The following is a 26,915-nucleotide window of genomic DNA, read 5'->3' on the forward strand; positions in this document are numbered from 1 at the left end:
GCCGCCTTTCGGCTGTGCATCGCGTTCGTAACAAAGCGTGTCTCGGTCCGATTCCGAGCAGCCCTGCCTAAGAGCGTGGCAGCAGAAAGTGTGAGCGGTTTCGGCGCCCGCCACGCTCCAAGCTCTAGAGTTTCAGCTTCGCGGCGATGGCCGACCACGGGACCACCTTGAAGTTCTGGTTCTCGGGCGGGGCGACGTTGCGGCCGTCCTGGGCCACGAAGGCGCCGCCCTCCAGGCCCGCGCCCAGCGAGGCCGAAGTCACCTCCAGGCCGTCGGTCTCGGAGACGCCGTCGATGCCCAGCGCCCCGTTCGCATTGACCGCGAAACTGCCGACATAGGCGTTGTCGCCCTCGCGGTGGAACACGGCGTAGGTGTTGTTGCCCTGGCTGGAGACGATGACGTAGCCCCGGCCCTTGGGTTGGGCGTAGATCGCCACGCCTTCCAGGTCGTCCTTCAGGGCGGGATTGTCGGTGACGCGGGCGATGGCGGTCTTGGCCTGGCCGGCCTTGGCGTCGGCGCCCAGCTTCCACAGGGCGACGTCTTCCTCGGCGACATAGAGGGCGCCGGTCTCGTCATCGGCGACGCAGCCCTCGACCTGGGTGTCGAACTTGACGTCGCGCACGAGCGCGGCGCGGACCTTGCCGGCCGGGGTGGCGACCAGCTTCCACTGCCGCACCAGGCCTTCGGGATCGTTGACGAACACGAAGGTCGCGCCCTTGCGGTCCTGGTACATGCACAGGCCATAGGGATCGCTCAGGCCGGTGGCCTGCACCCCGTCGGCGACGCTGGTCAGCCTCCGCGTGGCCGGATCGACCGTGTAGAGCGCGATCGACTTGTGGGTGCGGTCGCTGGCGGCGACCAGGGCCACGCTCTTGCCGCCCAGCTTGAAGCCAGAGCGGATGTCGACATTGTTCATCTTGCCGTCCGGCAGGTCCTGCACGAGCTTGCCCGACAGGTCGTAGACCATCAGGCCGCGCTTCTTGTTGGTGCCGATGATCGTGCTCTGGGCCGGGTCGGTCGGGTGCACCCAGATGGCCGGATCGTCGGCGGCGTCGCCGTCATTGGCCACCGGCGTGGTCTCCATGGTCGCCTGGACCAGGGCCAGCTTGCTGGGCGCGGCCTGCGGGGCGTCTTCGCCGACCGGCAGCTTGAGCGCGGCGGCGACATCGGCCCACGAGACGATCTGGCTGTGGGCGCCGCTCTTGCGGTCGTCGGCGATCAGCAGGGTGCCGGCAGGCAGGGCCGAGCCGACCGGCGCGCGCAGGCCGTAGAGGCCCGAGGGGCTGTCGATAGACCCGGGGGCGACCTTGAAGGCTCCGACGAAGCGGTCGTCGGCGTTGCGGTCATAGACGTTGAAGTCGCCTGCCTCGACATTGGCGGCCACCAGCCAGTTCCCGCCCTTGCCGCCGTTCAGCACGGCCAGGCCGCCGACTTCGCCCTGGATCTTGCCCAGGCGGTTGGCGTCGATCAGCGTGGGAACGGCCTCGGCCTCGGGATCGGCGTCGTAGCGCCAGATCCCGACCGCTTCCTGGGCGACATAGAGCGCGCCGCTGGCGTCGTCGGCGACGCAGAACTTGGCCTCGGACGACAGGGTCAGGCGGCGCACGATGCGCCCGTCCATCTTGCCGTCGGCCGTGGGGTACAGCAGCCACTGGTCCAACTGGCCCGCGCCGCCCAGTGCGAAGGCGTACAACGCGCCGTCGCGGGCGCTGCGGTGCAGGCAAAGACCTTCGCCGGCATAGCCCAGCGTCAGCGGCCGGGCGTCGATGGCCGTGGTCGCGCCGGCGGCGAAGTCGTAGCGCGACAGGCGCAGGCGGCCGTCCTTTCGGTCCAGGACGGCGATCAGGTCGTCGCGGACGTCGACGGCATAGGTCTCGCCGCCCGGCGTCGCGCCGGTGCGCTGGCCGTGCAGACCATAGGCTTCCAGTCCGCCCAGTTCGCCGCTGGCCAGGATCACGCTCTTGGCCGGATCGGCGGGATTGCGCAGCAGGGCCACGCCATTGGCGCCGCCTTGGGCCGTGGGGACGGTCGCGCCGATCGGTGTGACGGTCTGAGCAAGAGCTGGCGTGGCGGCGGCGAGGGCCAGCAGGCTGGCGGCAAGCTTCAGGCGACGGTTCATGGTGGGCCCCTCCGGTGACGTTGGCCGCTCCTCTAGAGCTGCGTCGCTGACGCCCGGCTGACGGTTAGCGTTGCTGTGCGTCAGGGCCGTGTCAGGATGGCCGTGGAATCATCGAGCCCATGATCAAGCACCCCATCCTCGCCGCCCTTGCGCTCGTCGTCGCCGTCTCGGCCACGACCGCGTCCGCCGACGACAAGAAGAAGCAGAGCCACGAGGCCGCCCGCCAGGCGCTGCTGCGCAAGGAGGTCCTGCCGCTGACCCGCATCCTGGCCATCGCCGCCCAGCGCGCGCCGGGCGAGGTGATCGAGGTCGAGCTGGAGGAGGCCGGCAAGGGCCGCCTGAAGTACGACCTGAAGATCCTGGGCAAGAACGGCCGCGTCCGCGAGCTGGAGCTGGACGCGAAGACCGGCGCGACCCTGAAGCTCGAGGACGACTGAGTGCGGGCGCTTGTCGTCGAGGACGATCCGGTCGTCGGTCCCGACCTGGCCAAGGCGCTGGGCGAGGCCGGCTTCGTGGTCGACCTGTCCCGCGACGGCGAGGACGCCTCGTACCGGGGCGAGGTCGAGGACTATGCGGTCGTGATCCTGGACCTGGGCCTGCCGCGGCTGGATGGTCTTTCGGTGCTGCGTCGTTGGCGCAAGGATGGCCGGGCCTTTCCGGTGCTGATCCTGTCGGCGCGCGGCGACTGGACCGAGAAGGTCGAGGGCATCGAGGCCGGGGCCGACGACTATCTGGCCAAGCCGTTCGAGATGGGCGAGCTCTTGGCCCGCGCCCGGGGGCTGGTGCGCCGCGCGGCGGGCCGCACCTCGCCGGTGATCCAGGCCGGCCGGCTGGCGCTGGACACCCGCCGGATGTCGGCGACCCTGGACGGCGCGCCGCTGAAGCTGTCGCCGCTGGAGTTCCGGTTGCTGGACTGCCTGGCCCACAATCCCGGCCGCGCGGTATCGGCCGGCGAGCTGGCCGAGCAGCTGTACGGCGTGGCCGACACCGCCGACGCCAACGCCATCGAGGCCCTGGTCACGCGCCTGCGCCGCAAGGTCGGGGCCGAGGTGATCGAGACGCGGCGCGGCTTCGGCTATCTGCTGACCGGGCTGGACGCGTGAAGGGGGTCTCGCTCCGGTGGCGGCTGATCGCCGGCGGCATGCTGGCGATCCTGGCGGCCTTGGCGGTGTCGTGGCTGGCCATGACCTGGCTGTTCGAGCGCCACATCGTCCGCCGCGAGACCGCCGAACTGACCCGGGTCGGCCAGGCGGTCGTCGCGGGCCTGCGCTTGGGTTCGGATGGGGCGCCTACCGTCGAGGCTCGCTTGGCCGACCCGCGCCTGATGAAGGCGGCCGGCGGGCTCTACTGGCAGGTCACGACCCCGGCGGGCAGCCAGCGGTCGGTCTCGCTGTGGGACCAGGCGCTGGCGGCCTCCAGCGTCGACGGCGATGACTGGCACGCGCGCCTGGCCGACGGACCGTTCGATGGTCGGATCCTGCTGGTCGAGCGCAGTGTTCGGCCGGATCGGGACGGCCCCCCGGTGCTGGTGCAGGCGGCCAGCGACGCCAAGGCCCTCAACGAAGCGCGCGGCGCTTTTGGTCGCGACCTGGCGCTGTTCCTGGCCGGGCTGTGGGTCGTGTTATCGGCCGCCGCCGCGCTTCAGGTCACCTTAGGCCTCTTGCCGCTGGCGCGTGTGCGGGAAGACCTCTCTCGTCTGCGCAAGAGCCCGGCGGCGCGGATGTCCGCCGACCATCCGCGTGAAATCGCGCCGCTGGCCGAAGCCATCAACGCCCTGGCCGAGGCGCGGGAAGGGGACGTCGCCCGGGCGCGCCGCCGGGCCGGCGACCTGGCCCACAGCTTGAAGACCCCGCTGGCGGCTTTGTCGGCCCAGAGCCGTCGGGCTCGCGAGGCCGGAGCCGCCGAGGCCGCCGATGGTCTAGACGCGGCCATCGCCGCCGTCGCCGCCGCCCTGGAGGCCGAGTTGGCCCGCGCCCGCGCCGCCGCCGCCCGTGAGAGCGCCTCGACCGCCAAGCCGGCCCGCGTCGCCGAGCGCCTGGTGGCGGTGCTGGAGCGTACGACCGAGGGCGAGCGCTTGATGTTTGACGTCGAAATCCCTGAAACCCTTGAGGTTCCGGCCTCCGAGGACACGGTCACCGAGATGCTGGGCGCCCTGATCGAGAACGCCGCCCGCTTCGCCCGTCGCCAGGTGCGGATCTCCGGGCAGGCGGGGCTGCTGGTCGTCGAGGACGATGGTCCCGGCATGGACGAAGGCCGCGCCGAGGCGGCCCTGGCCCGCGGCGCGCGGCTGGACGAGGCGGGGCCCGGGCACGGCCTGGGCCTGGCCATCGTCCGCGACCTGGCCGAGGCGTCCGGCGCGGCGCTGCGCATGGACCGCTCGGACCTGGGCGGCCTGAGAGCCTCGATCCGGTGGGGCGAAGCTTCACCTTTATAAGGTTCTTATGCTTGAGCTTGCGGCGAGGGCCGGCTGCATGGGCGGCGAACCCTCAGTCCGGATTAGCCATGCCCAAGACCCAACTGTCCGCCGCCGCCGCGATCACCCTGGCGCTCGTTCTTTCGGCCTGCGCCTCCAAGCCCAAGCCGCAGCCGGTCGCCGCCGCGCCGGAAGCCCCGGCCGCCGCGCCGGGCTGGGACGGCAGCCGTCCGACCCTGCCCCAAAACGCAGAGGCTTTGAGCCTGCAGCAGCAGCTGGCCGCCGCCGCCGGCGACCGCGTGTTCTTCGCGCTCGACAGCCACACCCTCAGCGACGACGCCCGCGCCGTCCTGGCCGCCCAGGCCCAGTGGCTGGCCCGCAATCCGGGCGTCCGGGTGATGGTGGCCGGCAATTGCGATGAGCGCGGCACCCGCGAATACAACTTCGCCCTGGGCGCGCGCCGCGCCTCGGCCGCCCGCGACTTCCTGGTCGCCCAAGGCGTGTCCACCGCCCGCCTGCAGACGGTCTCGTACGGCAAGGAGCGTCCGATCGACGCCGGCGCCAGCGAGGACGCCTGGTCGCGCAACCGCAACGCCGGGACGGTCGTCATCGACCTCGCGCCGCTCTAAGGCGCGGAGAGGACGACGGCGGCGGACCAGCCCGTCAGCCGCCGTCGTCCTCGGCCACCAGGCGATAGCCCAGCCCCGGCTCGGTCAGCAGGATCCGGGGCGCCGAGGGCTCTTCCTCAATCTTCTGGCGCACCTGGCCGACCAGGACGCGCACGAACTTGGCGTCCATGTGGGCGCTCGGGCCCCAGACGGCGGCCATCAGCTGGCGGTGGGTGACCACCCGGCCGGCATAGCGGGCCAGGGCTCGCAGCAGATCGTACTCGCGCGGCGTCAGCCGCACCTCGTCACCCTGCAGGAAGACCCGCCGGTCGGCGAAGTTGATCTCCAGGTCACCGGCCTTGAACCTTGCCCGCGCCGAGAAGCGCCGCTCGCGCCCGCGCATGGCCGCCCGCAGCCGGGCCAGCAGCTCGCCGACCGCGAAGGGCTTGTTGACGAAGTCATCGGCCCCCAGGTCCAGGGCGGCGATCTTCTCCTGCTCGATGTCGCGGGCTGACAGCACCACGATCGGGGCCTCGGACCATTCGCGAATGCGGGCGATCACCGTCTTGCCGTCCATGTCGGGCAAACCAAGGTCCAGGATCACGGCGTCACAGCCTTCGCCGGCCAGATGCTCCAGGGCCGCCTGGCCGCTGGCCGCCACCGAGACCTCATAGCCGGCCGCGCCCAGCGCAGGCGTGAGGGCGCGCACCAGCTGCGGCTCGTCGTCGACCAGCAGGATCTGGCCCAGGCTAGGCTGCATGCGGCGTACTCCCCGTCAGGATCAGGCCCACCACCAGGCCAGGCTCGCCGTCGGTGCGGGCGCGGGCGACGATCGACCCGTCCATGGCCTCGACCAGGCCGCGGGCGATCGACAGGCCAAGGCCGGTGCCCTGGATCGTCGCCGCGCCCGGCGAGCGGTAGAACTTCTCGAAGATCCGGTCGAGGTCGGCGGCCGGCACGCCGGGGCCCTGGTCCTCCACTTCGACCCGCACGGTCTCGCCCTCGCGCCAGGCGCGGATGGTGACGGCCGCGCCGGCGGGGCCGTAGCGGATGGCGTTCTCGACGACATTGCCCAGGGCCTGTTCCAGCAGGATCGGATCGCCACTGGCCAGCAGTCCGCCATCGCCCAGGTCGCGCCGGATCGGCTGACCGGGACGCTCGAAGCGCACAGCGACCCGGTCGATCACCTCGGCCGCGCCGAAGGTCTGGCGATCCAGATCGAGGGCTCCGGATTCCAGCCGGGTCATGCTCAACAGGTTGGCGACGAAGCGGTTCAGGCGGACGGCTTCTTCCTGGATGGTCGTCACCAGGTCGGCGCGGACGTCCGGGGTGAAGCGCTCGCCGAAATCCTTGAGACTGCTGGCCGAGGCCAGGATGGCGGCCAGGGGCGTGCGCAGGTCGTGCGAGATCGAGGAGAGCAGGGCGTTGCGCAGCTGTTCGGTCCGCGCCATGGCCTCGATCTCCGAGCGGGCGGCCGCCAGGCGCGCGCGCATCACCGCCGCCGCGCCCAGATCGGCCAGCACGGCGACCAGGGGATCGTCTTCCGGCGGGACGTCCTGCTCGACCGGGCCGCGCCAGGCGGCGACGCCCAGTAGCGCGCCGTCGGCCCGCAGGACGCGCACGCGCCAGGGGCCGACCAGATGCTCGCCGCCGCTGGCGGAGGCGATGCGGGCCAGTTCGTCCAGCAGGTCCGGCGGCGGCTTGATCCCGACCGGCGCGCACCAGGTGCGGCCGTCGTCCCAGACCAGGGCCTCGCCACGGGCGGCCTGGGCGATGTGCTGGGCGATGCGGCCGCGGATGACGTCCTCCTCGTCGGCGGCCGACAGCTCGCGGCTGGCCTCGAACAGGGCGGCGGTGGTGTGGGCGCGGTCGGCGCTCTGCCGAGCCTGGTCGCGGATGCGGCCCGTCAGGCTGCCGGTCAGGAACGCGACGGCGGCGAACACCACCAGCACCAGCACGTCCTCGGCCGAGACCAGCTGGAAGGTGAAGCGCGGTTCGACCAGATAGAAGTTGTAGAGAAAGAACGAGATGGCGGCGGCGAAATAGGCCGGCCAGGCGCCCAGGGTGACGGCGGTGACCAGGATGCCGGCCAGGAACACCATCGACAGGCGGGTGGTGTCGAAGACGCGGTAGAAGCCTTCGGCCACCAGGGTCGAGGCCGCGACGATCGCCAGGGCCGCGCCATAGCGCCAGAGTTCCCGCAACGGATCGGCCCGCTTCTGATGAAGCCATCGCCAGCGGGAATCGAGGAACGCGCGCATCGTCATCCGGAAAGACTGATCGGCACCATGCGGTCTGGCGTTGCGGGGGGCAATTATGCACCGCTTATGGACGTGAGGGCGATTTGGGGTTGAGCCCGGCGCGCCTGTCATGTGAAAGGGTCGGGCGTCCGACGCTAAGTCGCCGTTTTTGAACGACTTCTTATAAGTTCCTTATACTTGCCGGTCGTCGCGCCGGAGCGCTCCCTGCCGCATCATTTCAGGTGGGGGAACCAGGACCATGACCTTCAAATCCATCGTCGCGAGCGGCGTCGCCTTGAGCCTGCTGGCCGCGGCCGTTCCGGGCGTCGCCCTGGCGCGTCAGGCGCCGGCCGTTACGCCGGCGGGGCTGCAGCAGCTGATCGCCACGGCGGCGCGCGCCGCCGCGGCGCGGCCCGGCTTCCGCAACCTGACGCCCGCCCAGAAGCTGGCGGCCATCCAGCAGGCCGTTTCGGCGGCGCTGGCCGGCAGCGGCGCCAGCGCTGAACAGATCTCGGCCGCCCTGATCAGCGCCGTCAGCGCCAACATCATCAGCGCCGGGGTGGCGATCTCGATCGCCTCGGCCGTCGCGCCCGAGATGGCCCAGCAGGTCGCTAGCGCCCCGGCGGTCACCGCCCAGTTGGCCGCCACCGGCCAGAGCGCCCAGATGACGACCGCCTCGATCGGCGGCGAAAGCGTCAGCGTCCTGCAGAGCCTGCAAGGCGCCGGCGGCGGCGGAGGGGGCGCGGCCAACACCGCCGCGACGCCGGCGCCGTACGACCCTTGCGCCGGGGTCATCGCCACCTATTGCGGCAGCTGATCAGGCGTCGAACGACAGGGCGACGACGAGGCCAGGGCGGGGACGGCGCAGGCGCAGCGTGACGCCGATCCCCAACCGCTCGGCGATCGAACGGACGATGGCCAGGCCCAGGCCCGCGCCGGGCTTGTCGGACTCGCCGCGATTGAACGGCGCGAAAAGTCGGTCCAGTTGGGCCTCGTCGACGCCGGGGCCGTGGTCCCAGATCGTCACCCGGCCTTCGCGCGCCACGATCCGCACGCGCCCGCCGCCGTAGGCGCAGGCGTTGAAGACCAGGTTGCGCAACAGCTCGCCGATCAGCACCGGATTGCCCTTCGCCATCGGCAGGTCGCGGGGCAGGCGGGCCAGGACCTCGACCCCGGGGAAGGCGCGGGCGGCCTCGACCTGGATGGTGGCCAGCAGGGCGGCCAAGTCGGCCTCGCCCTCGGCGGCGGCGGCTTCCGAGCGGGCCAGGGCCAGGAACTGCGAGAGCACCTGACGCAGGTTGGCGGCGGCTTCTCGAGAGTCGCCCAGCAGGGCCTTGTCGCGTGGCGAGGCGGCGGTGCGCTCCAGCAAGGCCAGGTTGGCGACGATCACCGACAGCGGCGTGCGCAGCTGGTGAGAGGCGTCGGCCGAGAACCGCTCCAGCGCCCGGGTGAAACGCTCCAGGCTGCGCATCATGCGGTTGAAGGCGTGGACCACGGGCGACAGCTCGGCCGGGGCGTTGTCGACGCTGATCGAGGCCAGGTCCGGGCGCGAGGCCAGGCTACGGGCGGTCAGGTCGTCGGTCATCCGCCGCAAGGGGGCCAGGCCCCAGCGCACGGCCGGCGCGACCAGGGCCCCGGCGGCCAGGACCAGCAGCACCGGCAGGCCGATCAGGTTGAACAGCAGGTCGCGGACGCTGGCCTCGCGCGAGTCCAGGGTGTGAGCCACGGCGACGACGACGGGCTGGGCCACGCCCGGCACCATCACCGTCGACTGGGCGATGCGCACACGATAGCCGCGCATCCGGGCATAGTTGAAATTGGTCTCGTTGGCGGCCGGCGGGGTGGGACGGGGCAGGTCGTCATAGCCGGTGACCAGTCTGGGGCCCTGTCGTACAGCATAGAACACCGCGTCGCGCTCGGGACTGTCCAGCAGGCCCAGCGACCACGGGGGAAGGGCCACCTGGGCCTGGCCGTCGCGGGCGCCGATCTGGGCGACGATCGAGGCCACCGAGCCGGCCAGCAGGCGGTCGGACGACTTCTCCACCACGGCGTGGGCGGCCAGGGCGCCGGCCAGGGCCAAGGCCGCGCCCAGCAGGGCCAGCGGCGCGACCTGGGCCAGCAGCAGGCGGCCGACCAGGCTGGGGCGCCGGCTCACGGATCCAGCCGATAGCCGACGCCGCGCAGCGTGCTGAGGTTGGGACCATCCGGGGCAAGCTTGCGGCGCAGGCGGCCGACGTGGATGTCCAGGGCGTTGGGGGAGGGGTCTTCCTCGTCGGGAAACACCTCGGCGGCCAGGCGGGCGCGTTCGATGACGCGGCCGGGACGGCTGGCCAGGGCCTTCAGCACCGCCCACTCGCGCGGACGCAGATCCAGGCGGCGGTCGCCGACCCAGGCCGCGCCGGCCTCCCAGTCGCAGGCCAGGGATCCGACATGGGCGCTGCGCGAGGCATAGCCACTTTGTCGGCGGGCCACGGCGCGGACGCGGGCGACCAGCTCGAACGGGTCGAACGGTTTCAGCACATAGTCGTCGGCGCCCATGTCCAGGCCGGCGATGCGATCACGCACGGCGTCGCGCGCGGTCAGCATGACGATCGGGGTCAGGAAACCGGCGCGACGCAGGCGGCCCAGGATCTCGAAACCGTCGATGTCGGGCAGGCCGATATCCAGCACCACAGCGTCGAAATCGGCCCCGGCGGCCAGGGCGAGAGCCAGGGCTTCCTCGCCCGTCTCGGCGCAGACCGGTTGGTGGCCCTCGCTTTCCAGCGTGGCCTGCAGCGAGCGGCGCAGCGGCGGATCATCCTCGACAACGAGTATCTTCATCGGGGATGTAGGGACCGAAGCATAAGCAGGAGAAGCGGCCATCCGACGCCGATTGGCAATCGCGGTCAAGAGACGGGGCGTGCTGGCGGGCCTGGCCGCGGCCGGCCTGACCGCGCTGGCGGGCTGCGGTCCGGCCGCGCCGGGGCAGGCCACGCGGGCCGGCGACGTACGCGCGGCCGGCCGCGAGGGCGAGGTCGTCGTCTACATCAACAACGATGTCCACGAGCAGCTGGTGGCGGACTTCGAGCGCCGCTTTCCCAAGGTGAAGCTGCGCTTCGTCGTGCTGACCGCGCGCGACACCCAGGCTCGGGTGATCGAAGAGGCCAAAAGCGGCAAGCCGGTCGCCGACGTCGTCTGGACCTCGGCCATGGACACCCAGGTCAAGCTGATCAACGACGGCTACGCCCAGACCTATCACAGCCCCGAGGCTCGCCACCTGCCGGCCTGGGCGCGGTGGCGCGACCAGGGCTTCGGCATGACCAACGAGCCGATCGTCTTCGTCTACAACAAGACGCTGCTGAAGCCGGACGAGGTCCCCCGCAGCCATGCGGCCCTGCTGGCGGCGCTGCGGGCCGATCCCCAGCGCTGGCGCGGCAAGATCGGGCTGTACGATCCAGAGCGCAGCGGGGTCGGCTTCCTGTATCTATCCAGCGACACCGAGGTCTATCCGGACGGCTGGGCCCTGTATGAGGCCATGGCCGCCGCCCAGGCGCGGCCCTATGTGCCGGGCAAGCCGATGCTGGACCGCGTGGCGTCCGGCGAGCACCTGCTGGCCTATGACATGAACGGCTCGTACGCCGACTGGTACGTGCGCAACTACGGCCCCGAGCGCGACATCGGCTATCTCGTGCCCGAGGACTATCACCTGTCGATCTCGCGGGTGGCGTTCATCACCCAGGCCGCGCCGCATCCGCACGCCGCCCGGGTGTTCCTGGACTATCTGATGTCGGAAGCCGGCCAGCGGCGGCTGCTGGAGGCGCGGCTGACCCCGATCCGGGCGGGCCTGGGCGCGGCGGCGCCCTCCGGCGGCCGGCCCATCCGAGTCGGACCGGCGCTGCTGGCCAATTTTGACCAGGGCCGGCGAGAGGCCTTGCTGGCGCGCTGGCGTGCGGGACAGGCCAGCGATCCGCGCTGACTGCCCAAATGTGTGGCTATTTGTGCACACCGAGTGGGCATTCGTGGCTTGATCCTTGCGATAGCGATGGTCTTTGAACCTTGGCGAAGCTGTCACGGACCTGTCACGGCCCAGCCGAGCGGCGAGGGATCGACGAACCGTCCGCCGACGGAGGTCGCCGGCTTGGGAGGATTTCTCCGCAAGGTGACGTTTCGGGGCGGTTTTTGTCGTCTTGGCGGGTTTTGACGAAAGCGGAACCACGGCGCGTAAGTGTCCTGGCTCTCGCGGAAGAGATCGGGTTTCGGCCCGACGCCGAAGGCGCAACCGCCCCGGAAACGCTCAGGCAAACGGACCGCAGAGCATGAGGACGCTGGAAAGAAGGACCGCTTCGTAACAGGAGCGGCCTCGCCGAAGGAGCAAGGGCGTGAGCGGCGCCCGAATCTCTCAGGCCAAAGGACAGCGGGGGCAGAGGAACGCCTGGCGGAACGGGGGAGGAGCCCCGGACCGCGACCCGGCCGATCGCATCATGCGGCGGCGGGGAAGGGCGATTGTCGACCGCAAAATCGAGGGGATCTCGTTGACTGTTTCACGCCAAACTCGCCGTAATCTGCTGCTGGGCTGCGCCATCGCGCCCGCCGCCATGATGCTGCACACCGCCGCCTTTGCGCAGACCGCGCCGGCCGAAGACTCCAGCGTCGCCGAGATCGTCGTCACGGGCTCGCGCATCGACCGCGCCGGCTTCCAGGCCCCGACCCCGACCGTGCGCGTCACCGCCGAGGACCTGTCCGTCGGCGCCCGTCCGAACGTGGCCGCCGCCCTGAACGACCTGCCGCAGTTCCGCGCCACGACCTCGGCCCAGACCACCGGCACCAACACCGGCGCGGGCGTCGCCCCCGTCGACCTGCGCGGCCTGGGCGTCAACCGCACCCTGGTGCTGCTGGATGGCCGTCGCTTCTCGGGCGAGAACGACCTGAACATGATCCCCAGCGTGATGCTGAAGGGCGTGGACGTCGTGACCGGCGGCGCTTCGGCCGCCTGGGGTTCGGGCGCCGTGGCCGGCGTCGTCAACCTGTCGATCGACCGCAACTTCAACGGCTTCAAGTTCGGCATCGAAGGCGGTGAGTCGTCGTTCGACGACGCCAAGCAGATCCGCGTCGAAGGCGCGGCCGGCACGACCTTCGCCGGCGGTCGCGGTCACTTCGTGATCGGCGGCGAATATCTCGACAACGACGGCGTCGTGCCGAAGAACAGCCGTCCGAACATCGGCCGCTGGGCCACCATCTCGAACGGCGCGGGCCGCTTCGTCCTGGCCCCGAACGTCGGCTTCGCGAACGCCGCCCCCGGCGGTCTGATCATGTCGGGCGTGCTGCGCGGCAAGACCTTCAATCCCGATGGCTCGCTGCGCGACTTCAACTACGGCACGGTCCAGGGCACCAACTCGATCGGCGGCGAAGGCCCCTCGAACGATGACCTGTCGCCGCTGGTCACGCCGCAGAAGCGCTACGCCACCATGGCCAGCGCCACCTACGACCTGACCGACAAGGTCAAGCTGACGGCCGAACTGCGTCGCTCGCGGATGTGGAACAACTACATCTGGTTCGGCGACCACAACCGCGGCAACCTGACGATCAAGTCGGACAACGCCTTCCTGCCGAACGCCGTGAAGACCGCGATGGCCGCCGCCGGCCAGACGACCTTCACGATGGGTCGCTTCAACACCGAGGCCTATCCGACCATCGATTTCGAGCGCGTGGCCACCCAGGGCACGATCGCCCTGGACGGCGAGTTCGGCGACAGCTGGCGCTGGAGCGCGTACTACAGCCACGGCGAGCAAGAGAACAACATCGACACCCCCGGGTTCTTCCTGACCCAGAACTACGCCAACGCCGTGGACTCGGTGATCAGCCCGACGACCGGCCAGGCCGTCTGCCGCGTCGCGCTGACCAACAGCTCGACCAACTGCGTGCCGATCAACCTGTTCGGCCAGGGCGCGCCCTCGCAGGCGGCGCTGGACTACGTCACCGGCACGCCGTCGATGCGTGAGACCAGCAAGCTGGACGTGGGCGGCTTCAGCCTGCGCGGCGAGCCCTTCTCGCTGCCGGCCGGCCCGGTCTCGATCGCCGTCGGCGCCGAGGCCCGCAAGGAGTCGGTCGATCGTTCGGTCGGCGCCCTGGACGCCGCCAAGGCCTTCAGCTCGTTCAGCTTCTCGGCCATGGCCGGCAGCTTCTCGGTCAAGGAAGCCTTCGCCGAAGTGCTGGTGCCGGTGGTCCGCGACATCCCGGTCTTCAACAAGCTGGAAGTCAACGCCGCGGCTCGCGTCTCGGACTACAACACCACCGGTTCGATCTGGTCGTGGAAGGTGGGCGCCACCAACGAGTTCTTCCCGGGCTTCCGCGGTCGCATCACCCAGTCGCGTGACATCCGTTCGGCCAATCTGACCGAGCTCTTCACGACGACGACGACCGGCTACAACACCCTGACCGACCCGACGAACAACTCCAGCGTCTACGTGCTGACGAACGGCGGCGGCAACCCGAACCTGAACCCCGAGACCGCCAAGACCTTCACGACCGGCTTCGTCTATTCGCCGCCGTCGATCTCGGGCCTCTCCATGTCGCTCGACTACTTCAACATCAACATCGACAACGTGATCACCACGATCGCGGCGCAGGACATCGTCACCCGCTGCGCCAACGGCAATCAGGACCTGTGCTCGCGCGTCACCCGTGACGCCAGCGGCACGATCACCCGGATCGTCTCGACCTACGTCAACCTGGCCAACTACAAGACCGACGGCTTCGACGCCGAGATCTCGTACTCGACCGCGTTCGACCGCCTGATCCCGGGCGCTCCGGGCCGGGTCCGCGCCCGCCTGCTGGGCACCTGGATCAACAGCCTGACCACCAACGACGGCGTCAGCAAGATCGAGTACGTCAAGTCGCAGGGCTATTCGTTCGGTCTGGGCGCGCCCAAGACCCGCGCGAACGCCTCGCTCGACTGGGCCGGCGACGTCTTCAGCGCCAACGTCCGCGCCCGCTACATCTCGGCGGGCAACTACAACAACACCGTCGATCTCGTGAACAACCACATCAAGGCCTACACCTATGTGGACCTGGGCGTTCAGGCGCGCCTGCCCGAGATCGCCGGCAAGGAAGTCGAACTGTACGCCAACGCGACGAACCTGTTCGACAAGAAGCCCCCGGTCAGCTCGCTGTACTCGCCTTACTACGACGTGATCGGTCGCTACGTGACCGTCGGCGCGCGGATGCGCTTCTAGTTCAGCTCCGCACATCGACCCGCGCGCCGCCGGCTCCCCAGCACGGCGGCGCGCACCCACCTTGCAAATGGTGATCCCCAAATGACCCTTCGCCTTCCCCTGGCGCTGGCCCTGATGGCCAGCGCGGCCGTCGTTGCGACTCCGCTCGCGGCCCAGACCGTCGCTCCTCCCGCCGCCATGGTCGTCGACGGCGCCCCGGCGATCCCGCAGGATCTGGTCGCGGGCCTGGCCCCGTACCAGCAGTCGCGCCACGCCAACTTCCTGGGCTGGAACGCCGTCGACCGCTCGATGCTGGTCAAGACCCGCTTCGGCGACACCGACCAGATCCACGTCGTGGCCGCCCCGGGCGGCGCGCGTCGCCAGATCAGCTTCGAGAAGGAGCCGGTCCCGGCCGCCATCCTGTCGCCCAAGGGCGATACGCTGGTGATCCAGAAGGACAAAGGCGGCGATGAGTTCTACCAACTCTACGCCCTGGAAGCCGGCCGTCCGCGCCTGCTGACCGACGGCAAGAGCCGCAACTGGTTCGGCGCCTGGGCCCCGAACGGCAAGCTGGTCGGCTACGCCTCGTCGCGCCGCAACGGCGCCGACATGGACCTCTACGTCGTCGATCCGGCCGACCCGAAGAGCGATCGCCTGGTCGCCGAGGTGAAGGGCGGCGGCTGGAACATCGCCGACTTCTCGGCCGACGGTTCGAAGGCGTTGGTTCTGAACCGCATGTCGATCAACTCGGCCATGGTTTATGAGCTGGACCTGGCCACGGGCAAGATGAAGGCCCTGACCGACAGCAAGACACAGGTCTCGTACGTCGACCCGCAGTACGCCCCTGACGGTTCGGTGTGGCTGACCTCGAACAAGGGCTCGGACTTCCTGCGCCTGGGCAAGCTGGACGCCAAGGGCGGTTTCGCCGCCATCACCAAGGAGCCGCGCTGGGACGTCAGCGACTACGCCATCGCCCCCGACGGCAGCTTCGTGGTCTATGCGATCAACGAAGCCGGCGTGTCGCGCGTGCGCGTTATGGACGTGGCCACCGGCGCGGTGCGCAATGTCGACGGCCTGCCAGGCGGCGTCATCCCCTACAGCTTCGGCTCGGCCATCGAGATCTCGCCCTGGGGCCAGATCGGCCTGTCGATGTCCAGCGCCAAGGTGCCGGGCGACGCCTTCTCGATCGACCCCAAGACCCTGGCCGTCACCCAGTGGACGCACAGCGAAACGGGCGGCCTGGACCCGACCAAGAACGTCGAGCCCAAGTTCGTGGAAGTCGCCAGCTTCGACGGCGAAAAGGTCTCGGGCTTCCTGTATCAGCCCGACCCGGCCAAGTTCCCCGGTAAGCGCCCGCTGATCGTCGACATCCACGGTGGTCCGGAAGGCCAGACCCGTCCCGACTTCCTGGGCCCCAACAACTACCTGCTCAATGAGCTGGGCGTGGCGCTGTTCTTCCCCAACGTGCGCGGCTCGTCGGGCTTTGGCTCGCGGTTCGTCAACCTGGACAACGGCCCGTTCAAGCGTGAGGACTCGGTGAAGGACATCGGCGCCTTCCTCGACACGCTGGAGAAGGACCCGGCCCTGGACGCCAGCCGCTTCGCGGTCAACGGCGTCTCGTACGGCGGCTACATGTGCTACGCCTCGGCCACGCACTACAGCGCCCGCCTGAAGGGGGCCAACTGCTACGTCGCGATCTCCAACTTCGTCACCTTCCTGGAGAACACCCAGTCCTACCGTCGCGACCTGCGCCGGGTGGAATATGGCGACGAGCGCGACGCCAAGCAGCGCGCCCAGCTGATGAAGATCTCGCCGCTGACCAGCGTCGACAAGATCACCATCCCGCTGCTGGTGGCCACGGGCGGCACCGATCCGCGCGTGCCAGCCTCGGAAGCCGACCAGATGATCGGCGCCGTCCGCGCCAAGGGCGGCGAGGCCTGGCACCTGCTGGCCAAGAACGACGGCCACGTTTTCCGCAAGAAGGAGAACGAGGACTACTACTTCTGGACCAGCATCATGTTCTGGCGAAAGACGCTGCTGGGCCAATAGGTGGCAGCCGGGAAGGGCGCGGAGGTTCTCCGCGCCCTTTTTGTTTTGAGGAAGCGATCCCGATGAAGACCCTGATCCTGGGCGCTCTGGCCGCCGCCGCCGCCGTCGTGGGCGGCGCCGAGGCCCAGGTGCGCACCGACTACCACATGCACGTCCACTCGCCGGCGATCCTGAAGATGCTGCCGGCCTATTGCGGCAGCCCGGCTCGCAAGGGCGCGTGCGATCCGCGCTTTACCGAGCCCCTGACCGTCGACGACCTGCTGGCGCAGATGGACAAGGCCGGCGTGCAGCACGGCTGGCTGATGTCGACGGCCTATCTGGCCCGCAGCCCGATGATGGTTCCGGCGCTGCCCGACGCGGCCCAGATCACCCGCGACGCCAACGACTTCACGGTCGGCCTGGCGCGGGCGCGGCCCGACCGTCTGTCGACCTTCATCGGCGTCAATCCGCTGGCCCCCGACGCCCTGGACGAGATCGGCCGCTGGAAGGGCGACTGCGCCGTCACCGGCCTGAAGCTGCACCTGACCAATTCCGAGGTCGACCTGCGCGACCCGGCGCAAGTCCAGCGCTTGGCGGCGGTGTTCAAGGCCGCGGCCGACAACGGCTGGACGATCATGATCCACATGCGCACCCGCGCCGCCGACTATGGCGCGCAGGACGTGCGGGTGTTCCTGAAGGACGTGCTGCCGGCCGCCGGTCAGCAGCCGGTCGTTCTGGCCCATGCCGCGGGCTGGGGCGGCATCGATGCGGTGACCCTGGACGCCCTGGGCGCCTTCGCCGACGCCCTGCAGGCCGATCCGAAGCTGGGCGACACCCTGCGCTTCGACCTGGCCCAGGTGATGACCGACAAGACCTCGCCCGAAGACCGCGCCAAGCTGGCCGCCCTGATCCGCCGGATCGGGCCCGACCACTTCCTGGCCGCCTCGGACTGGCCGTTCTCAGGCGATCTCAAGAGCTATTTCGCGACGAAGTTCGCCTGGCCGGTGCTGACCCCGGCCGAATGGAGCCAGGTGACGAACGCCACCGTGCCCGAAAAGACGTCCTGCAAGCGCTAGGCTAGCCAGTAACGACCGTCGCTGCCGGTGAACCCGTCGCGGATCACTTGCCAGAGGCTATTCGTCAGTCTGGAGAGCATTTTGCAAACTCCCTGTTGCCCTCCGAGGCTGGCGCCGGGCGGGGCAGGGCGCAAACTCCTGAGGTCGGAAGGAGCCGCCTGCGTCGCCAACGCCACGCGATGCGGCGCCTTCCGGCCGAGCGGCCTGATTTTGCGGCAGGTGAAGCATTGCCTCTGTCTTTACTGTTGTGGTCTGCGAGTTAACGATTATTTACAAATAATTAAGTCTCGATTTTTCTGAAACTGATCTTCGTTCCGCGCTTTTCCTTGAGCAGGAGGCAGTATGGAACGTTCTCTGGTCCTTCTCGTCGAAGACAATGCCGGGCTGCGCGAGGCGAGTTCGGCGATCCTGGCGGCTGCCGGTTTCGAGGTGCGCCAGGCCGAATGCGTGCGCGACGCGCGCAGCTGGCTGGAGACGGGCCGCATGCCTGCGGCGCTGCTGACCGACATCAATCTGGGTGAGGGGCCGGACGGCTTCGACCTGGCGCGCGAGGCCCGCGCGATGCATCCGGATCTGCCCGTGGTCTACATGTCGGCTCTGTGCGCCGGCCGCTTCGCGACCGAAGGCGTGGCCAGCGCCCGCTTCGTCGGCAAGCCGTTCACCGCCCGCGACATGCTGATGGCCCTGACCCAGGTGCTGACCGAGCAGCCGATCCTGGCCGGCGAGGAGGCCCGAGCATGAACGCGCCGAACGATTGTGTGGTGCTGGTCGTCGATGACGAGCCGCTGGTGCGGATGGTGGCGGCCGACTGCCTGCGCGACGAGGGTTTCACCGTCTACGAGGCCGATTGCGCGGAGGAGGCGCTGGACGTGATCGCCGAGCGTCACGGCGTCGACGTGGTGTTCACTGACATCGACATGCCGGGGATGAACGGTCTGGACCTGGCCTGCGAGATCCGCCGTCGTTGGCCGCAGACCAGCTGCCTGCTCACCTCGGGCCAGGCGCGCCCGGCGGCGGACCAGATGCCGACAGGCGGCCGTTTCCTGGCCAAGCCCTATGCCGTGGGACGGCTGGGCGCGGAGATCCGCCGGGCGGCGTGAACCGCCCGGCGTTCCTCAGGTCCTAGAAGTCCATGCGCAGAGAGACCCACAGACGGCGGGGCTCCTGGTTGTTGGTGTACTCAGGCGCATAGGCGACCGGCGTGCCGTAGGGCAGCTGGCGCACGAAGTCCTTGTTGAACAGGTTGTAGATCGTGGCGTTCAGCGTGATCTTGTCGCTGATCTGATAGGCGCCGCCCAGGTGGAACAGGCTGTAGGCCTTGTAGTCGCCCAAGGCGTCATAGGCCGCGCCCACGCCGCGGAAGCGTTCGCTGCGGTATTCGCCGCGGACCCAGGCGTTGACCTTGTCGGTCACTCGCCAGCGCAGGTTGGCGTTGACCATGTGCTCGGGCGTGTCGGTCAGCTTCTGGCCCGACTGCGTGCCGCTCTTCTGCTCGCTGTCGGTGTAGGTGTAGTTCAGGCCCAGGGTCCAGTCCTCGAGGAACCGGAAGCGGGCGGCCGCCTCGACGCCGCGCGTGACCGCCTCGTCGATGTTGATGGTCTGGCCGAAGGTCGCCGAGGCCGGGAAGAAGCCGACGTCGACGCAGCCGGCCGGACGGCCCTGGCCGCTGGCGTACTGTGTCTGGCTGAGGCCGAAGGCGCAGTTGGCGACCGGGATGCCGGCGGCGATCTTGTCCTTGAACTCGTTGTTGAACACCGTGACGTTGGCGGTGAAGCCGTTGAGGTTGTCGTAGTAGACGCCGGCCTCGGTGCTGGTGCTGGTTTCCGGCGTCAGGGTCGGGGTGCCGATCAGCGGGATGCGGCCCTGGCCGCCGAAGCCGTTGATGCCGGGGGCCAGCTGCTCCAGGCGCGGGGTCTTGAAGCCCTTGGCCACGCCGCCCTTGACGGTCAGCATCGGGCTGGCGGTCCAGACCAGATAGGCGCGCGGGCTGAACTGGCTGCCAAAGGTGCTGTGATCGTCACGACGGCCGCCGACGGTCAGGGCCAGGTCCTTGGCGAAGCGCCATTCGTCCTCGGCGAAGATCGCCCACTGCTCGAACTTGAACGGGGCCGGGGCCACGCCGTCGATCATCTCGGCGTCCCAGTACTGGCCGCCGATCGTGAAGGTGTGGTTGCGCCACTGCGACCAGAACTTGCTGTCCAGGATGGTGTTGGTCGATTCCAGCTTGCGGGCCGTGCCGGCGCCGGGAACCCCTGGGGGAATGATGCGGCCGGTGGTCTCGGTCTTGTTGCGCGACAGGTTGCTCTGCAGCGTGCCGAACGGCAGGCGCCAGTCATGGGCCAGGCTGTACTGCTCGCGGTCGAACTCCAGGGCGTTGGCGTAGCCGCCGGCCAGGGTGTTGGTGCCCATCTGGCCCTTGGCGTTGTCGTACCACTGGGTGTTGATGTCGACGTCCAGCCACAGGTCGTGGTCCTTGTGCGGCGTCAGGGTCAGGCGGCCGCCGTAGTTGCGGATCTCGCTCTTGGTCGAGCTGCGGCCAAAGCCGGTGATGGGCGCATCGACGCCGTTGACGTTCTCGAAGGTCAGCTTCGAGGCTTCACGGTTCATGAAGCTGCCGCGCAGCTGCAGGCCCAGGCGGTCGGCGACCAGCGGGCCGGTGGCGAAGACCTCGCCGCCGTACAGGTTGCCGAACTCGCTGTCGCCCTGCAGCGTACCGTTGACCGAGGCCGAGCCGGTCCACTTCTTGCCGACCTTGCGGGTGATGATGTTGACGACGCCGCCCATCGCATCTGATCCATACAGGGTCGAGACCGGGCCGCGCACGACCTCGACGCGCTCGATCGAGCTGACCGGCGGCATGAAGCTGGTCGAGGTCTCGCCGAAGCCGTTCGGGGTGACGCTGCCGGCCGTGTTCTGGCGACGGCCGTCGATCAGGATCAGGGTGTAGTCGCTGCCCATGCCGCGGATGTTGATGGAAAGACCGCCGGTCTTGCCGACCGAACCGCCGACATCGACGCCTTCGACATAGGACAGCACCTCGGCCAGGCTGGCCGCGCGCATCTCTTCCAGCTCCTGGCGCGGGATGACGGTGATGCTGGCTGGGGCGTCGACGATCTTCTGCTCGAAGCCGGCGGCGGTGACGACCAGGCTGTCGACATTGGTGTTGTTGTTGTCGGCGGCGGTGTCGAGCATGGCCAGCTGCTGTTGAGCGGCCGCGCCGTGCGCGAGGGCCAGGCTGGCGCCGGCGCCCAGAAGGGCCAGCTTGAGCGACTTGGTCATTGGTAGATCCCCATTGTTGAAAGCATAGGCGCCCGTGGCCGCACGCAGGGGCGCGCAGTCCGAGCTGGAGGACACGGAGGGCCGTTCGGCGCTTCGTCCGCGGTTACGGTTCGGGTCTTGGGTTCAGGCGCGGGGCGGGGCCCCGCTCACGCTTCAGGCGGCCAGGGCGGCGCGCGGCGGGCGTTCGATCGTGGCGGCCGGGCGGCCGCCGGGCAGTCCATCCGCCGTCAGGTCGAGGCTGGTCTGGGCGCGGAGGGGAGGGAGCCCCGCCAGCGGTCCAGGACCGATCATCGCGTGATCGACGCTGGTTTCGGTCTCGTTCTGCGAGGCCGAGGACTCATCGTCGGCGGCCTGGATCAGGTCGCCGGCCGTCTGGGCCTGTTCGTCGCCCGCCGCGGACGCCAGGACCTGATGACCCGGCGGCGTGTAGTGGTGCGGGGTGTCCAACGCCGACTGCACGCCCATCGCCACCACGAAGGCGGCGTGAAGAATGACCAGGAAAAGGCGAAGGTTGAACGACACGGGCGGGCTTCTATGAGGAATGCGACTTATTCGCAATCCCGAATAGCGGTCCAGCAATGCTTCGCAACAATCTAGATCAATTTCTCAGATCGAATTTAGAGATCGGGCGCAGGCGGCGTTGAAATCGGCGATGTCCTGGGCGTCGTGATAGATCGACAGGCCGATCCGCAGGACGTCGTCGCGCACGTCGACGACCACGCCCTGGGCCGCCAGGGCCTGCTTCCAGGCGTTGGCGTCGGGGTGGCGCAGCGCCAGGAAACGGGCCTGGGGACCCTCGCCGGGCGGGTTCAGCACGACGGCCTCCTTCAGTGGTCCGGCCGCGCCGGCGGCGATGCGGGCCAGCAGGTCGCTCTGCAGGGCGCGGACATGGGCGGCGACCGCGGCGGTGGTCAGGCCCTCGGTCTCCAGCATCTGGCCGGCCGCCACGAAACGATACAGGCCCGACGGGTCGAAGGTTGCGCCCAGGAAGCGGCCGGCGTCACGGGCGTAGCCGACCCCGCCGGGCGGGCCTTCCAGGTCGCCGAACTCGGCGTACCAGCCGGTCAGGACGGGACGGGGCGCGAAGCCCGCCGGGGCATGCAGCAACGCCGCGCCTTCGCCGGCCATGGCGTACTTATAGCCGCCGGCCAGATAGAAGACCCGGTCCGCCACGGCCGCCAGATCGGTCGGGACGGCGCGGAAGCCGTGATAGCCGTCGATCACCACCCACGGGCCCTCGGGCTTGGCGAGGTGGGCCAACTCCCAGGCGCGCTCGAACACCTGGCCGGTCTTGAAGAAGACGTGGCTGGCGAAGATCAGGTCGTGACCGCCGGCCTTGGCGGCTCCCAGAAACCGCTCGGCGAAGTCAGGGGCCTGGCTGTCAATGACCGTCAGTTCGATCTGGCCAGCCTCGACCCAGCGCTGGGCCTGGCGGCGGAACGAGTGGAACTCGCCATCGGTGGCCAGCACGTGCACGGGCTTGCGGTCGAACGCCGACAGAAGCACCGCCAGCAGGGTGTGGGTATTGGGGCCAAAGACGACGCTGTCGGGCGAGGGCAGGTTCAGTTCGCGCGCCACCAGCGCTTGGGCGGCCGGATAGACCTGACCCAGCGCCTTGTCCCACTTGTGGTCGGCCAGGACGACGGCGTCCTCCCAGGCCTCGACCTGGGCGGCCAGGGTGACGTCCGGCCACAGGTGATGGCTGTGGGCGGCCATGTGCAGGCGACCCGGTACGCTCAGCGCCTTGGAGAAGAGATCCTTGCGGGCGGTGGTCACAGCTTGCCCCGCAGGGTCCAGAGCTCGGGGAAGGCGCGGCGGCGCAGGGTGCCGGCCAGATAGCCGACGCCGTCGGTGCCGCCCGTGCCCGGGCGTCCGCCGATGATCCGCTCGACGGTCAGAACGTGCTTGTGGCGCCAGGTGACCAGGGCGTCGTCCAGGTCGACCAGCTTCTCAGCCAGTTGATACAGTTCCCAATAGCGCTGAGTGTCGCGATAGACCTCCAGCCAGGCCGCCTCGATCTCGGGGGAGGGCTCGTAGGTCACGCTGAAGTCGCGGTGCAGGGCGCTGTCGGGCACCGCCAGGCCATGGCGCGGCAGCTGGGCGATGGCGACGTCGTACAGGCTGGGGGCGTTGAGCGCGGCCTGCAGCTGGGCCAGGGCGTCGGAGCCCTCCTGGTGGAACTTCAGGAAGTGCTGGTCCTTCAGGCCTAGCATGTATTCCAGGGTGCGGAACTGGTGCGACTGGAAGCCCGAGCTGGTGCCCAGAGAGCCGCGGAAGCTGAGGTAGTCGGCCGGGGTCATGGTCGCCAGGATGTCCCACGACAGGGTCATCACCGTCTGGATCCGCGAGACCCGCGCCAGGGCCTTGTAGGCCGGCTCGACATCGCCGGAGGCGATCAGGCGCTTGGCCAGGGTCACCTCGTGGATGATCTCCTTGAGCCACAGCTCCTTGGTCTGGTGGATGACGATGAACAGCAGTTCGTCGTGCCGATCGCTCTGTGGCTGCTGCGCCGAAAGCAGGGTGTCGAGCGCGAGGTACCGCGCGTAAGTCATGTCTTGGGCCATGTCGAAACCTTAAGGGGCTTCTTTCGGCACATTGTTCTCCTTTGCGCCGTCGGCGTCACGCCGGCTAGAACGATGGCTTGAAATTCAATGTTCGAGCAGAACGAATGACGTCTCTGAGCCGTATCGACATGTTGATCCTCCGCATCCTGGAGGCCGACGCCCGCATCTCGTTTGCGGCCCTGGCCGAGCGGGTAGGGCTGTCGAAGTCGCCGTGCTGGTCACGGGTCCAGGCGCTGGAGAAGCAGGGGGTCATCGCCGGCTATCACGCCCGCATCGACGCCCGGGCGATCGGCAAGGGCCTGACCGTCTACGCCCAGGCCACAGTCGACTTCGCCCGCTACGAGGCGTTCGAGGCCGCGGTGCTGCGCCATCCGGCCATCACCGAGTGCCACTCCACGGCCGGAGCGGGGGACTATCTGCTGCGCATCGTGGCGGCCGACGTCGACGCCCTCGACCACCTGCTGCGCAAGGAGATCAGCCAGCTACCCGGCGTGCAGCGGTTTTCGACCACGGTCTGCATGAAGGCGATCAAGCAGGGTGGGGCCCTGACGGCCGAGCTCTAGCGGCTTTCCAGCATCTCGCGGATCTTGGCCGACAGGGCGTCGATGGCGAAGGGCTTGGTGACGATGTCCATGCCCGGCTCCAGGAAGCCCGAGCGCACCGCCGCCTGCTCGGCATAGCCGGTCATGAACAGCACGCGCAGGCCCGGCAGCTTTTGGCGGGCATAGTCGGCCAACTGGCGGCCGTTCAGGCCCGGCAGGCCGACATCGGTGACCAGCAGGTCGATGCGCGGCCTGGCGTCCAGCAGCCGGCAGGCCTCGCGCCCGTCGGCCGCCTCGATCAGGGCGTAGCCCAGGCCGCCCAGCACCTCGGTGACCAGCATCCGCACGGCCGGATCGTCCTCGACCACCATGATCCGCTCGCCGTCACGGGCCGGCGCCAGGGGCGTGCTGGGCGTGTCGGCGATGTCCTCGATCTCGGCGGCGTCGCGCGGCAGGTACAGGCGGATCACCGCCCCCTGGCCCGGCTCGGAGTCGATGCGGGCGACGCCGCCGCTCTGCTTGACGAAGCCGTAGATCATCGACAGGCCCAGGCCCGTGCCATGGCCGATCGGCTTGGTCGTGAAGAACGGGTCGAAGGCCTTGGCCGCGACGTCCGGGGTCATGCCCTCACCGGTGTCGGACACGGTGATCTCGACATATTCGCCGGGGCGCAGGTCTTCCAACTCGCCGGCGGCGGCCGCGTTCAGGCTGCGGTCGTGGCTCTCGATGGTCAGCTTTCCGCCGTCGGGCATGGCGTCGCGGGCGTTGATGGCCAGGTTCAGCAGGGCGCTTTCCAGCTGGTTGGCGTCGGTGCGGGCGTTCCAGCCGTCGGCCGCCAGCTTAAGCTCCAGGCCGACGCCTTCGCCCAGGGTGCGTCGCAGCAGCTCCTCCATGCCGACGATGACCCGGTCGACATCGACGGTGCGCACGTCCAGCGACTGGCGGCGCGAGAAGGCCAGCAGGCGCTGGGTCAGGGCCGCCGCCCGCTGGGCCGAACTGGTCGCCGCGTCCATGTAGCGGTCCACCCGGTCGAGGCGCTGTCCGGAGAGATCGCGCTTCAGCAGCTCCAGGCTGCCGATCACCCCCGTCAGCATGTTGTTGAAGTCGTGGGCCAGGCCGCCGGTCAGTTGGCCCACGGCCTCCATCTTCTGGCTCTGGCGCAGGCGCTCCTCGATGGCGCGCTGTTCGGTCAGGTCGCGGCCGATGACATAGAAGCGGTCGCCGTCGGGGATGGCGTCCCACAGGATGGTGCGGGCGTCGCCATCGGCCCCCAGCACGCGGTCGACGAAGTTGCTGACCCGCTCGCCGCGCGCCAGGCGCTGGGCCACGCCGCTGGTCTCGGTGCGGTCGTCCGGATCGATCAGGTCGAAGAACGTCCGCCCCAGAAGGTCAGCCTCACGCCAGCCCAGCAGGCGCTCCCAGGCCGGATTGACCGACTGCAGCCGTCCGTCCAGGCCCACGCGGCCCATCAGGTCGTTGGTCGAGGTCCAGACCTGCTCCAGTTCCGAGGCCGTCACGGCGATCTGGTTGACCAGGCCGCGCTCGATAGCCACGCGCTCGGACTGGTCCAGCATAGCCCCGATCATCCGCACCGCGCGGCCGCCGGCGTCGCGCAGCACGTAGCCGCGGTCGCGAATGTCGGCATAGGTCCCGTCGGCCCGGCGGAAGCGGTACTCGTCGCTCCAGTCCGAAGCCTGGCCGTCGATGATCAGGTGAATGCTCTCATCGATGCGGGCGCGGTCGTCGGGATGGATCTGCTCGATCCACCATGCGCCGTCGTTCACGACCTCCTCGGAGCGATAGCCATAGACCTCGCACAGCGCCTCGTTCCAGAAGACGTGGTCGCGGACCAGATCCCAGTCCCAGATGGCGTCATTGGTGGCGCGGTGGGCCAGACGCAGCCGCTCCTCGGTCTCCAGCAGCTTGGCGCGGCGCAGGCGGTCGGCGGTGACGTCCTGGACCGTCCCGATCAGCCGGACGGGCTGGCCGTTCTCCAGGATCGGCATGCCCTGGGCGTGGACGTGCCGCACGACCCCGTCCTCAAGGCCAATGGTGCGGTACTCGACGTCGAACGGCAGGCCTTGCTCCAGCGAGGCGCCGACGGCGGCCGCCGCCTCGTCGCGATCGTCTGGGTGCAGGCCGGGCAGGAAGGCGCTCTCGTAGGACACCGGCGCGCCCGGCGACAGGCCGAACAGCTCGCGGCAGCGGTCGTCCCAGTCCAGGTGGCCCGTGGCCGGCACGTAGTCGAACTGGCCCATGCGCGCGGCGCTGACGGCCAGGGCCAGCTTCTCGCGGTTCTCGCTGGCGAGGCGGGCGCGGTCGTCGACGGCGACGCGCACCTCGATCAGCTCGATGACCTGCTGGGCCAGCATCGCCAGGCCGCTGGCCTCGTCCTCGGTCAAGCCCGTGCGGGCCTTGAGGTCGACCACGCACAGCGTGCCCAGGGCGACGCCGTCGCGGGTGACCAGGGGCATGCCGGCATAGAAGCGCAGCGGCGCGCCGTCACGGTCCAGCTCCATGGCGCGGGTGCGCGGGTCGGTCGACAGGTCCTGGATCTGGAACAGGGCCTTCCAGCGGATGGCCAGGGCGCAGACCGACTTGTCGATCGGGGTCTCGTCGACATCCAGCCCGACCTTGGCCTTCAGCCACTGCCGGTCGCGGTCGATGAAGCTGATCAGGGCGATCGGGGCGTCGCAGACGATCCGGGCCAGATCCACGATCCGGTCGAAGGCCGGCTCGGGCGGGGTATCCAGGATGTTGTGGCGCTTGAGCGCGGCGAGGCGTTCGGCTTCGTCAGCGCCCAGTTCCAAGCCGCCATCACCGCCCACGCGCCGCTCCCTCCTGCTGGCCAGGATC

General features: G+C 69.5%; 22 protein-coding genes and 2 riboswitches. Of the genes, 12 read left to right on the forward strand and 10 right to left on the reverse strand.

Annotation, left to right across the window (positions count from 1 at the left end; translation table 11 throughout):
- Positions 1-124: 124 nt before the first annotated feature.
- Positions 125-2,119, reverse strand: coding sequence for a phytase (locus tag ABDW31_RS21445; protein WP_343699516.1), 1,995 nt, complete (start codon positions 2,117-2,119; stop codon positions 125-127).
- Positions 2,120-2,238: 119 nt separating this feature from the next.
- Between ABDW31_RS21445 and ABDW31_RS21450 the strand changes: the two genes are divergently transcribed.
- The 4 genes from ABDW31_RS21450 to pal all read left to right on the forward strand — a co-directional run bounded on the left by ABDW31_RS21450 (position 2,239) and on the right by pal (position 5,161).
- Positions 2,239-2,556, forward strand: coding sequence for a PepSY domain-containing protein (locus ABDW31_RS21450; protein ID WP_184720607.1), 318 nt, complete (start codon positions 2,239-2,241; stop codon positions 2,554-2,556).
- Positions 2,557-3,222, forward strand: coding sequence for a response regulator transcription factor (locus ABDW31_RS21455; protein WP_184720605.1), 666 nt, complete (start codon positions 2,557-2,559; stop codon positions 3,220-3,222).
- Complete coding sequence (locus tag ABDW31_RS21460; protein ID WP_343699517.1) at positions 3,219-4,553, forward strand: sensor histidine kinase; 1,335 nt, start codon at positions 3,219-3,221, stop codon at positions 4,551-4,553. The genes ABDW31_RS21455 and ABDW31_RS21460 overlap by 4 nt, the downstream gene beginning before the upstream one ends.
- Before the next feature lie 68 nt (positions 4,554-4,621).
- Positions 4,622-5,161, forward strand: coding sequence for a peptidoglycan-associated lipoprotein Pal (gene pal, locus ABDW31_RS21465; protein WP_343699518.1), 540 nt, complete (start codon positions 4,622-4,624; stop codon positions 5,159-5,161).
- Between the two features lie 34 nt (positions 5,162-5,195).
- Here the strand turns inward: pal and ABDW31_RS21470 are convergent, their stop codons facing one another.
- Positions 5,196-5,900 (reverse strand): response regulator transcription factor, encoded by a 705-nt coding sequence (locus ABDW31_RS21470; RefSeq protein ID WP_343699519.1) that lies wholly within the window; start codon positions 5,898-5,900, stop codon positions 5,196-5,198.
- Positions 5,890-7,344, reverse strand: coding sequence for a DUF4118 domain-containing protein (locus tag ABDW31_RS21475; protein ID WP_343699520.1), 1,455 nt, complete (start codon positions 7,342-7,344; stop codon positions 5,890-5,892). Before ABDW31_RS21475 ends, ABDW31_RS21470 begins: the two co-directional genes overlap by 11 nt.
- A gap of 295 nt (positions 7,345-7,639) precedes the next feature.
- Here ABDW31_RS21475 and ABDW31_RS21480 point away from each other — a divergent pair, with 295 nt between their 5' ends.
- Positions 7,640-8,197, forward strand: a complete 558-nt coding sequence (locus tag ABDW31_RS21480; protein ID WP_343699521.1) for a hypothetical protein — start codon at positions 7,640-7,642, stop codon at positions 8,195-8,197.
- Here ABDW31_RS21480 and ABDW31_RS21485 read toward each other — a convergent pair whose 3' ends face one another.
- Entirely contained in the window at positions 8,198-9,535 is a 1,338-nt protein-coding gene (locus ABDW31_RS21485; protein ID WP_343699522.1) for a sensor histidine kinase, read from the reverse strand.
- The gene (locus tag ABDW31_RS21490; protein WP_343699523.1) at positions 9,532-10,200 is read right to left on the reverse strand and encodes a response regulator transcription factor; all 669 of its coding nucleotides are present in this window, start codon (positions 10,198-10,200) and stop codon (positions 9,532-9,534) included. Before ABDW31_RS21490 ends, ABDW31_RS21485 begins: the two co-directional genes overlap by 4 nt.
- A 79-nt stretch (positions 10,201-10,279) precedes the next feature.
- Here ABDW31_RS21490 and ABDW31_RS21495 point away from each other — a divergent pair, with 79 nt between their 5' ends.
- The 6 genes from ABDW31_RS21495 to ABDW31_RS21520 all read left to right on the forward strand — a co-directional run bounded on the left by ABDW31_RS21495 (position 10,280) and on the right by ABDW31_RS21520 (position 18,774).
- Positions 10,280-11,335, forward strand: a complete 1,056-nt coding sequence (locus ABDW31_RS21495; protein ID WP_343699524.1) for an ABC transporter substrate-binding protein — start codon at positions 10,280-10,282, stop codon at positions 11,333-11,335.
- 255 nt (positions 11,336-11,590) lie between these two features.
- Positions 11,591-11,679: riboswitch (glycine riboswitch) on the forward strand.
- 3 nt (positions 11,680-11,682) lie between these two features.
- Positions 11,683-11,776: riboswitch (glycine riboswitch) on the forward strand.
- A gap of 115 nt (positions 11,777-11,891) precedes the next feature.
- Positions 11,892-14,591, forward strand: coding sequence for a TonB-dependent receptor (locus ABDW31_RS21500; protein ID WP_343699525.1), 2,700 nt, complete (start codon positions 11,892-11,894; stop codon positions 14,589-14,591).
- 81 nt (positions 14,592-14,672) lie between these two features.
- A complete protein-coding gene (locus ABDW31_RS21505; protein ID WP_343699526.1) occupies positions 14,673-16,619 on the forward strand; it encodes a prolyl oligopeptidase family serine peptidase in 1,947 nt (648 codons plus the stop codon).
- 62 nt (positions 16,620-16,681) lie between these two features.
- Positions 16,682-17,674: an amidohydrolase family protein gene (locus ABDW31_RS21510; protein ID WP_343699527.1), complete on the forward strand. Its 993-nt coding sequence runs from the start codon at positions 16,682-16,684 to the stop codon at positions 17,672-17,674.
- A gap of 342 nt (positions 17,675-18,016) precedes the next feature.
- Positions 18,017-18,415, forward strand: a complete 399-nt coding sequence (locus ABDW31_RS21515; RefSeq protein WP_343699528.1) for a response regulator — start codon at positions 18,017-18,019, stop codon at positions 18,413-18,415.
- Positions 18,412-18,774 (forward strand): response regulator, encoded by a 363-nt coding sequence (locus tag ABDW31_RS21520; protein WP_184720581.1) that lies wholly within the window; start codon positions 18,412-18,414, stop codon positions 18,772-18,774. The genes ABDW31_RS21515 and ABDW31_RS21520 overlap by 4 nt, the downstream gene beginning before the upstream one ends.
- Positions 18,775-18,796: 22 nt before the next feature.
- Here ABDW31_RS21520 and ABDW31_RS21525 read toward each other — a convergent pair whose 3' ends face one another.
- From ABDW31_RS21525 to ABDW31_RS21540, 4 genes are all read right to left on the reverse strand, one after another.
- Positions 18,797-20,953: a TonB-dependent receptor gene (locus ABDW31_RS21525; protein WP_343699529.1), complete on the reverse strand. Its 2,157-nt coding sequence runs from the start codon at positions 20,951-20,953 to the stop codon at positions 18,797-18,799.
- A 153-nt stretch (positions 20,954-21,106) separates the two neighbouring features.
- Positions 21,107-21,475, reverse strand: coding sequence for a hypothetical protein (locus ABDW31_RS21530; protein ID WP_343699530.1), 369 nt, complete (start codon positions 21,473-21,475; stop codon positions 21,107-21,109).
- 84 nt (positions 21,476-21,559) lie between these two features.
- Positions 21,560-22,729 (reverse strand): aminotransferase class V-fold PLP-dependent enzyme, encoded by a 1,170-nt coding sequence (locus ABDW31_RS21535; protein WP_343699531.1) that lies wholly within the window; start codon positions 22,727-22,729, stop codon positions 21,560-21,562.
- Positions 22,726-23,517 carry a tryptophan 2,3-dioxygenase gene (locus ABDW31_RS21540; RefSeq protein ID WP_184720575.1) on the reverse strand — a complete coding sequence of 264 codons (792 nt, stop codon included), beginning with the start codon at positions 23,515-23,517 and terminating at the stop codon, positions 22,726-22,728. Before ABDW31_RS21540 ends, ABDW31_RS21535 begins: the two co-directional genes overlap by 4 nt.
- A gap of 104 nt (positions 23,518-23,621) precedes the next feature.
- On the opposite strand from ABDW31_RS21540, the gene ABDW31_RS21545 reads away from it, so the two are divergent.
- Entirely contained in the window at positions 23,622-24,080 is a 459-nt protein-coding gene (locus ABDW31_RS21545) for an Lrp/AsnC family transcriptional regulator (RefSeq protein WP_343699532.1), read from the forward strand.
- Here ABDW31_RS21545 and ABDW31_RS21550 read toward each other — a convergent pair.
- A complete protein-coding gene (locus ABDW31_RS21550; RefSeq protein WP_343699533.1) occupies positions 24,077-26,887 on the reverse strand; it encodes a PAS domain-containing protein in 2,811 nt (936 codons plus the stop codon). The two genes, ABDW31_RS21545 and ABDW31_RS21550, sit on opposite strands and share 4 nt — an antisense overlap.
- Between the last annotated feature and the right edge of the window lie 28 nt (positions 26,888-26,915).

It is taken from the genome of Caulobacter sp., from assembly GCF_039596335.1.
Classification (GTDB): domain Bacteria; phylum Pseudomonadota; class Alphaproteobacteria; order Caulobacterales; family Caulobacteraceae; genus Caulobacter.